Here is a 12,147-nt window from a genome sequence, read left to right as displayed (position 1 = left end):
ATGAAACTTTGTTTCATAATATGAAACAAAGTTTATATAATAAATAAGATTTAATTATGGAGGGCTCATGCTAAAAAGTAGAGATTTTATAAAAATGATTATTGCAACAGCATTAGTAAGTAGTATTTTAACTACAACAACTATAGGAACAGTAGTAAGTGCAGCTATAGTTAATGATAATTCCATAAATGTATCAAAGAAAGAAATAAAATCTAATAAAGAACAATTAATAGAAGAATTAAGACTAAAATGGAAAAATGATTTAACTGGTGGAGATAGGTTAGATTTATCTAATGGAACTATAGTTAAAAAAATTAAATGGTATGAAAAGCAAACGGACAAACTTTCATCTACCATAAATATGAATAAAAGTAATGATTGGCTTTGGGAAGATTCTAAAGAATATAAAACAGTTCCTGCAAAAATAACTTCAATGTATAATAATATATTAACAATGTCAATGGCATATAATTTGCCAAATAATAAATATTATAAAAATGAAGATTTAAAAAATAAAATTACATATGCAATGGATTGGCTATACACTAACGCATATAATGAGAATAAAAATAAATATGGAAATTGGTGGGATTGGATGATTGGTATTCCTGCCAAAATAAATAACATAACAATTCTTATGTATGATGATTTCACAGAGACTCAAATAGAAAATTATATGAAGTCAATTCAAAAGTTTTTACCAGAAATAAATCCAGGAAGTAAGTATCATACAGGAGCAAATTTAGCAGATGTATGTATAAATAAATTGCTACAAGGTATTATTTCTAAAGATGAAAGTAAAATATTGGAAGGATCACAGGATATTATTAGTGTATTTGATTATGTAACAAAGGGTGATGGATTTTATTCAGATGGATCTTTTGTACAACATGGAGTTGTAGCTTATACTGGTTCATATGGAAACGTTCTTATAGATAAGGTATCAAATATACTTTACTTAACAGAAGGTACTCCTTGGGAAATTAAATCTAGAAAAAAAGATAACATATATAAATGGATATCTGAAAGTTTTCAACCAATAATATATAAAGGTTATGTTATGGATATGGTTAGAGGAAGATCTATTTCTAGATATAATAGTGATGGATTTAAACAAGCATCAGGAATAATACAAGGAATGGTTAAAATTTCTATGATTGCTCCAAAAGATATGTCTAATAAAATAAAAGTTTTAGTTAAACAATGGGCTGAAGAAGCAAAAACAGTTTTTGATTTTGGAACAAGTTTTAATTCTATAAATGTTATAAATGAATACTATAGAATACTAAAGGATAAAGATATAATAGTTAATCAGGAAGATGCAGATCATTATGCATTAAATATTATGGATAAAACTGTTCATAAAAGAGAGAATTATGCTTTTGGTATTTCAAGAAGTTCAAGTAGAATTACTAAATATGAGTTTATGAATAAGGAAAATTTGAAACCTTGGCATCAAGGGGATGGAATGACTTATCTTTATAACAATGATTTGACTCAATTTTCTAATAATTTTTGGCCAACTATAGATCCATATAGAATGCCAGGAACAACTGTAGATACAAAAAGAAAGACAGATAAAAAAATATTATCTGGAATAAACCCTGGATCTTTAGAACAAAATAACGTTTATTATGAACTTGGAAATAATGACTGGTCTGGTGGAACTAAAATAGGTATTTATGGTGTTGCAGGAATGCAAATAAATAATAAAAATGATCAATTAAAAGCTAATAAATCATGGTTTATGTTTGATAATGAAATTGTAGCATTAGGTTCTGCAATAACTAATCCAGATAAAGAAAATTCAACAGAAACTATTATTGAAAATAGAAAAATAAATAAAAAAGGAACAAATCCATTTATTATTGATGGAGATTTAAAAGTAGCCAATTTAGGTGATAAAGATAAAATAAATAATGTTAAATGGGCATATTTACAAGGAGATAATGCTGGGGCTGATATTGGATATTATTTTCCAGAAGGAGAAACTTTAAATATTATAAGAGAAAATAGAAAAGGAAATTGGAATGATATAAACAGTGCTAAAGGTGATAAACCAGCAGAAAATAATTATCTAACTATGTATATAAATCATGGTAGAAATATAAAAGATAGTAAATACAGTTATGTTTTATTACCTGGAATGTCTAAAAATGAAGTGAAAAATTATTCGGAAAATTCTAAAGTTGAGATTATTAGAAATGATAAAATAGCTCAAGGAGTTAAGCATAAAAAATTAAATATAGAAGCAGCTAATTTTTGGGTTGATGGTAAAAATACTTCAGGATCTATTACATCACTAGGTAAAGCATCTGTTATGACTAAAGAAAATAAAGATGGAACTTTGACTATATCAGTTTCTGATCCTACTTTTAAACAAAATAATTTAACTATAGAAATAAATAAACCAGGTATAGAATTAGTTTCTTCAGATAAAAATATATCTAAACTAAATTTTGATAATAATAAAATATCATTTAATGTAAATACTGAAAATGCTATGGGAAAATCATTTGAATTAACTGTTAAGTTAGAAGGAAAGTAAGTACATAAATTAGTTTGTAAAAATTTTAAAAATATAAAATAATAAATGAATATAATTTTTAAAATTATATAAATAAAATATCTTAAATAAAAAGTGATAAAAAAAGTGTGAAATTTTTTAATTCCACACTTTTTTTATTTAAAATTCAGCAGTTCCTGTAGTTCTTGGGAAAGGTATTACATCTCTAATATTTGACATACCAGTAATGTACATTATTAATCTTTCGAATCCTAATCCAAAACCAGAATGTTTAGTTTCTCCGTATTTTCTAAGCTCTAAATACCACCAATAATCTTCTTCATTAAGATCTAATTCAGCCATTCTTGATTTTAACACGTCAAGTCTTTCTTCTCTTTGGCTTCCACCAATTATTTCTCCAATTCCAGGAACCAAACAGTCCATAGCGGCAACTGTTTTTCCATCTTCATTCATTCTCATATAGAATGCTTTTATATCTTTTGGATAATCCGTTACGAAAACTGGTTTTTTATAAATTTCTTCAGTTAAATATCTTTCATGTTCAGTTTGAAGATCAATACCCCATTCAACTGGATATTCAAATTGCTTTCCACATTCCTGAAGTAATTTAACAGCTTCAGTGTAAGAAACTTTACCAAAATCAGAGTTTACTATGTGGTTTAATCTATCTAATAATCCTTTGTCAATAAATTGATTAAAGAATGTCATTTCTTCTGGACACTCATCCATAACATATTTAATTACGTACTTTAACATATCCTCAGCTAATTCCATATTATCTTGTAAATCAGCAAATGAAATTTCAGGTTCTATCATCCAGAATTCAGCAGCATGTCTTGCTGTATTTGAATTTTCAGCTCTAAATGTTGGACCAAAAGTATATATGTTTCTGAATGCTAATGCAAAACATTCACCATTTAATTGACCTGAAACAGTAAGATTAGAATCCTTTTGGAAAAAATCTTCTTTAAAGCTTATAGTTCCATCTTCATTTTTTGGTACATTATTTAAGTCTAAAGTAGTTACTCTAAACATTTCTCCAGCACCTTCACAGTCAGAACCTGTTATAATTGGAGTATGAGTATATACAAATCCTTTATCTTGGAAGAACTTATGAATAGCATAAGCAGCAACACTTCTTACTCTAAATACAGCTGAAAAAGCGTTACTTCTTGGTCTTAAGTGAGCTATACTTCTTAAATATTCAAAAGTATGTCTTTTCTTTTGTAAAGGATAATCTGAATGAGACATTCCTTCTATAATTATATTTTCAGCTTGAATTTCAAATGGTTGTTTAGAATCTGGTGTTTCTATAAGAGTTCCTATAACTGTAATTGATGAACTTATTGGTAGTTTAGAAATTTCTTTAAAGTTTTCAATTTTAGCACTATCAAAAACTATTTGAGTATTTTTAAAGAAAGAACCATCATTTACTTCAATAAATCCAAAAGCATTTGAAGCTCTTAAAGTTCTTACCCAACCAGAAATTTTTACAGTTTTATTAGCATACTCATTAGTATGTCTATAAAGAGTTTTAACTAAAACTACATCTTTCATTTTATAATCCTCACTTTCAAGTGTATTTTAATTTATTTTTCGTAATTTTAAAGAATTTTAGAAAACATTCTTTTATTTATTAAGAATTTATTCTAAAATTCTATAAATATCTTAATAAATATAAAAAACCCATTCATCCACATAATGGGACGAATGGGATATTCGCGATACCACCCAAATTGCTATAAAAATAGCCAACTCAAATCAACACAAAAATGTTGTTCAATTAATAACGGTTAGATTCCGTCTAAGCCTACTATCTAAAAGATTTCGGTTAGAAACTCAGAGATGTTCTTCAATAAAGGTTTCATTATAGGACTTTCACCATCACCTATTCGCTAAAAACTACATCCTAAATATACTCTTCTCTTCACAGTAATATAATATTAATTTATATAACAAAATAATTTTACAATAAAATATTAATAAATGCAATAATCTATTATTACTCAGTTCCAGTTTCATAAGACCTAATAAGGGCAGATGGGAATTTTTTCATTTGCATATCTTTTATAGTTTTTCTATAGTCGTATTCAACAGAGCGTATATATATTTTAGGAGTTGCTTTATTAAATAAATCTAGAATAACATAAGTTGCATTAGGACAGCCATTTTTTGGTTTACCAACACTGCCATCATTTATTAAAATCTTTCCGTTAAATTCTTTAAAATAAGGAATATGAGTATGGGCACAAACTAATATGTCACCATCAAATTCATTCATTACTTCATTAAGTTTCTCATAATTTTCAGTTAAATATTCATTTATTTTTCTAGGACTTCCGTGAACAAATTTGATTTTTCGGTCACAGCAATTAAGGGTTAAATCATTTGGAAGATTATCTAAAAAATATCTATTAGAAACTCTAAGTTCTTCTACTGTCCAAGGTAAAGAAAAAGAGTTTATATGGGTATCTCTTATGTAAGTGTAAGCATTGTCCACAACTGATGCATCATAATTTCCTTTAATGCAGAGGATTCCTCTTTTTTTAATAAGTGCAATTACTTCATTTGGTTGAGGTCCGTAACCAACTAAATCTCCTAAACATATAATTGAATCAACATTTTGTGAATCAATATCTTCTAAAACTTTTATTAATGAGTATAAATTACCGTGTATATCTGAAATTATTGCTATTCTCAATATAAAAACCTCCTAATTTGATAGTAGTAATTACATAACAAGTATATTACTACAATTATATATATATTATATCATTTTTAATAAATAAAATAATAAATAAATTAACATAACATGTAAAATTAACTATATAAGGTATTAAATATAGCATAATAGAGTTATAATTAAATTAAAGAAAATTGAGAGGAGTAATTGTAGTGAAAGAATCAAGATTAAAAAAAGTTTTAAATGAAATGGAAAAAAAACATATCCCTCAAATGATAGTTGCTTCACCAGCATCTATATTTTACTTAACAGGCAAATGGATAAATCCAGGGAAAAGAATGGTTGCATTATACATAAATACAAAAGGTGAAAAAAAGTTAATAGTTAATGAGTTATTTCCAGTTGAAAATAATATAGGTGCTGAATTAGTTTGGTACAAAGATACTGAAGATCCAACAGAAATATTAATTAATATTTGTAATGGTAATGAAATATTAGGTATTGATAAAGACTGGCCAGCACATTTTTTAATTAAATTAATGGAGAAAAAAGCTGCTAAATCTTTTGTAAATGGATCGCCTATAATAGATAGAATTAGAATGATTAAGGATGAAGAAGAAATAGAGTTTATGAAAGAAGCTTCTAGAGTAAATGATTATGCTATGAGTAAAATAGTAGAATATTTAAATGAAAAAAATATGGAAAAAGAAGTGGTTAATATACTTGGAGAAATATACGAAAAAGAAGGTGCACAGGGATTTTCTTTTAGTCCTATAGTTGCTTATGGTGCTAATGCAGCAGATCCCCATTGTGTTTCAGGAAATAATAAGCTTAAAAAAGGAATGGGGATAATAGTAGATACAGGTTGTAGAAAAGATTATTATTGTTCAGATATGACTAGAACTTTCTTTTATGGAGAACCAACAGAGCATCAAAAGAAAATTTTTAATATAGTTTTAGAAGCTAATAAAAAAGCCATAGAAATAATAAAACCAGGAGTAAAATTTTGTGAGATAGATAGAGCCGCTAGAAGTGTTATAGAGAGCTATGGATATGGTGAATATTTTACTCACAGAACAGGTCATTCAATAGGATTAGAAACACATGATTTTGGAGATGTAAGTTCAGTTAATGAAGAAGAAGTTAAACCAGGAATGATTTTTTCAGTAGAACCAGGTATATATTTACAAGGTGATATGGGAGTAAGAATAGAGGATTTAGTATTAGTTACTGAAGATGGACATGAAGTTTTAAATAAATATCCTAAAGAGCTTCATATAATAAAATAAACCATTAAGTTATTTAGGTAACAATAAGGAAAAAATACATATTTAAAAATAAGAAAAGAAGAGATTTTTCTAAAATCTCTTCTTTTCTTTTAATTAAATAACACTCCTGCTATGGTAGCTGTTAAAAATGTTGCCATTGTTCCACCTAATAGAGCCTTAAATCCTAATTTTGCAATTATAGGTTTTTTCTCAGGTGCTAATCCACCAATACCACCTATTTGTATAGCAATTGAACTTAAGTTAGCAAAACCACAAAGAGCATATGTTAATATAACAACAGTTTTTGGATCAAGTGAATTTGCTTTAATAGCAGCTGATAAGTCAGAATAAGCTACAAATTCATTAAGAGCTAATTTGATACCTAACATATCTCCAGCTGCAAATATATCTTTTGTAGGAACTCCCATTAAGAATGCAACTGGTGCAAATAGTCTTCCAAGTATCCAATTTAAACTAAGATCTGGGAATCCAACTAATCCACCGAAGAAGCCAAAAATAGCATTGATTAAAGCAATTAAAGCTACAAATGCAAGAAGCATTGCACCAACGTTAAGTGCTAAGCCTAATCCTTCAGAAGCACCGTTAGCAGCTGCTTCTATAACACTAGAACTATTTATTTCTAATTCAACATTTGTATTGCCTTTAGTTGCAGGTTCTTCGGTTTCAGGTACTAACATTTTTGCTAGTAATAATCCAGCAGGAGCAGCCATGATTGATGCAGAAAGTAAATGTCCTGCATTAACTCCCATAGCAACGTATCCAGCCATAACACCACCAGCAACAGTAGCCATACCACCAACCATTATGGCACATATTTCAGACTTAGTCATTTTTTTTATGTATGGTTTAATAAGCAATGGTGCTTCAGTTTGACCTAAAAATATATTTCCAACAGCACTTAATGTTTCAGCACCACTAGTTCCTAGTAATTTACATATGAATTTAGATATTACTTTTATAATAGCTTGCATTATACCTAAATGATATAAAACACTCATTAATGCTGAGAAGAAGATAATTGTTGGTAATACTTGCAATGCAAAAATCATACCGAATTTATCCATGTGCATTAAGTCACCAAATAAGAAAGATGAACCTTCCTTGGTGAAATCTAGTAATAATGTAATAACTTCACTTAGTTTTTGGAATAACCATCTTCCTGGTGGAAATTTTAATATAAGTAATGCAAAGACTATTTGCATTATAAGTCCAGTAATAACTAATTTCCAATTTATCTTTTTTCTATTTTCAGAGAAAAGATAAGCTATTCCTAATATGACAATAATTCCTAAAAGTCCAATTAGTCTATTCACCGTAATTCTCCTTTATATATTAAATTCTATTGTTTTGTATGTATTGTATGTGTGTTGTGTGTGTTGTATGTAAACTTAATATTATATTTCTTTTATTATGTTAGTCATTAAAGTTATGAATTTCTTTCTAGCTTTTTCTGAAGTTTCCATAACCTCTTCATGATTTAAAGGTTGCTCTAATATACCTGCAGCCATGTTTGTCATACAAGAAACTCCTATTACTTTCATTCCGCTGTGGTTAGCTACAATTACTTCTGGAACTGTAGACATGCCTACTGCATCACTACCTAATGTTCTAGCCATTCTTATTTCAGCAGGAGTTTCATAAGTAGGACCACTAAACATAGTGTAAACGCCCTCTCTAACTTCTATGTTTAAGTTAGCTGCAATTTCTCTAACTTTTATTCTTAAATTTTTATCATATGAATTGGACATATCAGGGAATCTAGTTCCAAATTCATTTAAGTTTTTACCTACTAGAGGATTTGCTCCAGATAAGTTAATATGGTCAGATATTATCATTAAATCTCCTGGTGTGTAATCAACATTAACAGCTCCAGCAGCATTAGTAACAATCATAGTTTCAACACCTAAAAGTTTCATAACTCTTACTGGGCAAGTAACTTCTTGCATGTTATATCCTTCGTAATAATGGAATCTTCCTTGCATAGCAATAACTACTTTACCTTGGAATTTTCCTATAACCAATCTACCTGCATGACCTTCAACTGTAGAAACAGGGAAATTTGGAATTTCATTATATGGATAAAATTCTGGCTCTTCGATTTGGTCAGCTATTGCTCCCAGTCCTGATCCCAAAATTAATCCTACAGTTGGTGTATATTTTGATTTTGACTTTATATAGTCAGCAGCAGTTTGTATTTGTCTTGATAAATCCATAATAGGTACCTCCAAATTAAATGATTAATATATTTAATATTTGATTTATATATAAAAATTATTAAAATTTTTATTTCATAATTAACTTTCTTAAATGAATAATAGTTCATTACATTATAAATAAACGTTTAACTAATAGATAAAAACTATTAATAATAAGCTTTAAACATTTACATAAAATAGTAAAGAGGCTTAATTAAATATTATAACTTGTACTAAAGTAATTCTTAAAACCTAATATTTAATGATTACTTTTTCAAATAAGAAATTTATCATGTAATAGTATATTAACATTAATAAAGAATTTAATCAATTTTTTTATTTTAAAAAAATACACAAAAAAACAGATTACGACAAAAAAGATACGGTATATTTCCGTATCTTTTAAAAATAATATGTTTTAATTTAATTTGCATTTAAAAATAGCTCTCCTACTTTAACTACATCACCAGCTCCTACAGTTAAAAGTAAGTCACCTTTATTTGTATGTTTTAATATATAATCTAAAGCTTCTTCATGAGAGCTAACATTTATACATTTAACACCATTTTTTCTAATAGCATCTCCTAATTGTTTAGAAGAAATTTCTCCAGTATCTTTTTCTCTAGCGGCATATATATCCATTAAGATTAATTCATCAGTATCTTTGAAGCAAGTAGCAAAATCTTCAAAAAGAGTTTTTGTTCTAGTATATGTGTGAGGTTGAAATACACAATACATTTTATTATGAATCATTTTTTTTGCAGTGGATAAAGTTGCTTTTATTTCTACAGGATGATGTGCATAATCATCTATAAAAGTAACTCCATTTTTTATACCTTTATATTCAAATCTTTTATGTGCACCTTTAAATGAATTTAATCCATCATATATTGATTGTAGTGATATATCAAAAATTATACCTAAACATACTGCTGATAATGCATTAGAAACATTATGCATTCCAGGAACATTAAGAGTTAAATTTAATAGTTTAATTGAATCTTTAAAAACATCAAATGTAGCACACCCTTTTTCATTAAATACTATATTTTTAGCTTGAACAGCACCATTATTTATTCCGTAAGTTAATGCATTACACTTGCAATTTGATATTACTTCAAGAACTTTTTCATCGTCAGCATTTGCTATAATATAACCATCTGAAGGTATTATATTTACAAATTGTTTAAAAGTATCTTTTATATGATCAATATCTTTATAAAAATCTAAATGATCAGCATCTATGTTTAAAATTATTCCTACATATGGGTGAAATTTTAAAAAGCTTTGTTTGTATTCGCAAGCTTCAGTAATAAAGTAATCACTATTACCTACTCTAAAATTACCATTGATTATATCTAAGTCTCCACCAACTAATATAGTTGGGTCAAGATTTCCAGCTAATGTAACATGAGAAATCATTGATGTAGTAGTAGTTTTACCATGAGTTCCTGCCACTGCAACATTTAATTTATGACCTTTCATAATTTGTCCTAAAAATTCTGCTCTATCCATAAGTTGGATGTTATCCATTTTTGCTTTAATTATTTCAGGATTATTTTGAGCAATAGCAGCTGTATACACGACTAAATCCACATTTTTTAAATTAGATTCATTATGGTTTATGTATATTTCAGCTCCTTCTTTTCTTAAACGGCATGTTATTTCTGATTCTTTAGAGTCAGATCCAGATACCTTGTAACCAGCGTTTAAAAGTACTGCAGCAAGACCACTCATACTTACTCCACCAATTCCTATAAAGTGGACTTTTTTATGAACATCTTTTAATAAATCAAAAGACAAAATATCAACTCCTTTTTTAAATATACATTAATAATTATACACACTTTTGCACAAAAACAGGCAATAAAAATACTTTTTAAAAATATTTTATGATTTTATTAAGCTATTTGATACATTAAAATACTATATACAATTAATAATTAAAATAAATAAAAAAAAATTCGTAGCTGTGCTTATAATATACCTTAAAAATAATTAAAATTTTTGTTATAATAAGTACGTTAAATAAAATATATATTTTTAAAAATGGTTAAATTGTATAACTGATGAACTAAAAGGTTAAAATTATATAATATAATTCGTTAAAATGTGAAGGTGATAAAAGTGGAAAAGTTAAATAGAAATAGTAGAGTAGTAATAATAACAAAAATACTTATAGAAAATCCTAATAAAATAATAGGTCTTAATTATTTTTCGGAAATGTTAAATGCAGCTAAATCAACTATAAGTGAAGATATAGTTATAATTAGAGAAATATTAGATAAATTATCTATGGGAAAAGTTGAAACTATTGCAGGTGCTGCTGGTGGAATAAAATTTATACCTAAGATAGGAAAAGGTGAGTCACAAAAATTTTTAGAAAACTTATGTAAATTAGCTAGTGATTATAGAAGATTAGTTCCAGGAAATTTTTTGTATGTTACAGATATAATGTTTGATCCATCTATTATAAGCAAGGCAGCTATTATATTGTCTTCTTTCTTCGATGGGAAAGATATAGATTATGTTATTACAGTTGAAACAAAGGGGGTTCCTTTAGCATATGAAGTAGCTAAATGTTTAGGAGTTCCATTGGTTACTGCAAGAAGAGATAGTAAAGTAACAGAAGGGTCTACTGTATCTATAAATTATGTTTCAGGAACTTCAGGGAAAATTCAGCAAATGTGTTTATCAAGAAAATCTTTAAAAACAGGAAGTAAATGTATTTTCATAGATGATTTTATGAGAGGTGGCGGAACTGCTAAAGGAATAGTTGATTTGTTAAAAGAATTTGATTCAGAACTAATGGGTATAGGGGTTCTTATAGATAATAAACTTTCAACTAATAAAGTTACTAGAAATTATGTATCTTTAATAGATGTAGTTGAAATTGATGAAAATTTAGGAGTAAAGATAGTACCTTCAGATTTGTTTAAATAAAATTAAATCCTAGTAGAATTAATAATTAGTATTAAGAAAGGAATTATACAATATTTGTAGAATATGTAACTGAATACTATTTATATTACAACTAGGGGGGTATCCAATGCAAATTACCGATGTAAGAATTAGAAAAATATCTAATGAAGGAAAAATGAAAGCAATAGTATCTATAACTTTTGAGAATGAATTTGTAATTCATGATATAAAAGTTATAGAAGGACAAAATGGATTGTTTATTGCTATGCCTAGTAGAAAAACACCTGATGGAGAATTTAAAGACATAGCTCATCCAATTAATACAGAAACAAGAGAAAAAGTTCAGAAAGCTATATTAGGTGAATATGAAAAAGTTAGATCAGAGGAAGCTTCTGAATAAGATTTTATTAATTAAGGAATAAAAGGAATTATCCTTTTATTCTTTTTTGAAGTAATTTTAAATTTATAATTAAATTTTTTTAGTGTATAAGCGTATAATTAAATAAATCATAGTTATTGAAATAGTTTAAT

The 12,147-nt window shown here is 27.2% G+C and carries 9 protein-coding genes and 1 other annotated feature; of the genes, 4 read left to right on the top strand and 5 right to left on the bottom strand.

Going from position 1 to position 12,147, the window contains the following annotated elements:
• Window positions 1-67: 67 nt before the first annotated feature.
• Window positions 68-2,548, top strand: a complete 2,481-nt coding sequence (locus tag GBZ86_RS00205) for a polysaccharide lyase 8 family protein (protein WP_152886610.1) — start codon at window positions 68-70, stop codon at window positions 2,546-2,548.
• Window positions 2,549-2,686: 138 nt separating this feature from the next.
• Here the strand turns inward: GBZ86_RS00205 and asnS are convergent, their stop codons facing one another.
• Together asnS and GBZ86_RS00195 are read right to left on the bottom strand one after the other, a co-directional pair.
• Window positions 2,687-4,084, bottom strand: a complete 1,398-nt coding sequence (asnS, locus tag GBZ86_RS00200) for an asparagine--tRNA ligase (protein WP_152886608.1) — start codon at window positions 4,082-4,084, stop codon at window positions 2,687-2,689.
• A 142-nt stretch (window positions 4,085-4,226) separates the two neighbouring features.
• Window positions 4,227-4,467 (bottom strand) — a binding site (T-box leader).
• Window positions 4,468-4,529: 62 nt separating this feature from the next.
• Entirely contained in the window at window positions 4,530-5,228 is a 699-nt protein-coding gene (locus GBZ86_RS00195; RefSeq protein ID WP_152886606.1) for a metallophosphoesterase family protein, read from the bottom strand.
• 194 nt (window positions 5,229-5,422) lie between these two features.
• Here GBZ86_RS00195 and GBZ86_RS00190 point away from each other — a divergent pair, with 194 nt between their 5' ends.
• On the top strand, window positions 5,423-6,499 hold the full coding sequence (locus tag GBZ86_RS00190) for a M24 family metallopeptidase (RefSeq protein ID WP_327443298.1): 1,077 nt from the start codon (window positions 5,423-5,425) through the stop codon (window positions 6,497-6,499).
• Between the two features lie 89 nt (window positions 6,500-6,588).
• On the opposite strand, the gene GBZ86_RS00185 is transcribed toward GBZ86_RS00190, so the two are convergent.
• The 3 genes from GBZ86_RS00185 to murC form a co-directional block, all read right to left on the bottom strand.
• Window positions 6,589-7,812, bottom strand: a complete 1,224-nt coding sequence (locus tag GBZ86_RS00185; protein WP_327443296.1) for a NupC/NupG family nucleoside CNT transporter — start codon at window positions 7,810-7,812, stop codon at window positions 6,589-6,591.
• Between the two features lie 81 nt (window positions 7,813-7,893).
• A complete protein-coding gene (locus tag GBZ86_RS00180; RefSeq protein WP_152886604.1) occupies window positions 7,894-8,712 on the bottom strand; it encodes a purine-nucleoside phosphorylase in 819 nt (272 codons plus the stop codon).
• 405 nt (window positions 8,713-9,117) lie between these two features.
• Window positions 9,118-10,497, bottom strand: a complete 1,380-nt coding sequence (murC, locus tag GBZ86_RS00175; RefSeq protein ID WP_152886603.1) for a UDP-N-acetylmuramate--L-alanine ligase — start codon at window positions 10,495-10,497, stop codon at window positions 9,118-9,120.
• A 324-nt stretch (window positions 10,498-10,821) separates the two neighbouring features.
• On the opposite strand from murC, the gene purR reads away from it, so the two are divergent.
• Both purR and spoVG read left to right on the top strand, forming a co-directional pair.
• The gene (purR, locus tag GBZ86_RS00170; RefSeq protein ID WP_327443292.1) at window positions 10,822-11,637 is read left to right on the top strand and encodes a pur operon repressor; all 816 of its coding nucleotides are present in this window, start codon (window positions 10,822-10,824) and stop codon (window positions 11,635-11,637) included.
• Between the two features lie 106 nt (window positions 11,638-11,743).
• Entirely contained in the window at window positions 11,744-12,016 is a 273-nt protein-coding gene (gene spoVG / locus GBZ86_RS00165) for a septation regulator SpoVG (protein WP_152886601.1), read from the top strand.
• Window positions 12,017-12,147: the final 131 nt, after the last annotated feature.

Source organism: Clostridium tarantellae (assembly GCF_009295725.1).
In the GTDB taxonomy this organism is placed as follows: Bacteria; Bacillota; Clostridia; order Clostridiales; family Clostridiaceae; genus Sarcina; species Sarcina tarantellae.
The sequence above is the reverse complement of the archived record's forward strand: the minus strand, read 5'-3'. Positions and strand labels throughout refer to the sequence as shown.

Excerpts from the sequence above, each read along its gene's own strand:
- GBZ86_RS00205 (WP_152886610.1), top strand. The coding sequence starts at position 68 with ATGCTAAAAAGTAGAGATTTTATAAAAATGATTATTGCAACAGCATTA.
- asnS (WP_152886608.1), bottom strand. The coding sequence starts at position 4,084 with ATGAAAGATGTAGTTTTAGTTAAAACTCTTTATAGACATACTAATGAG.
- GBZ86_RS00180 (WP_152886604.1), bottom strand. The coding sequence starts at position 8,712 with ATGGATTTATCAAGACAAATACAAACTGCTGCTGACTATATAAAGTCA.
- spoVG (WP_152886601.1), top strand. The coding sequence starts at position 11,744 with ATGCAAATTACCGATGTAAGAATTAGAAAAATATCTAATGAAGGAAAA.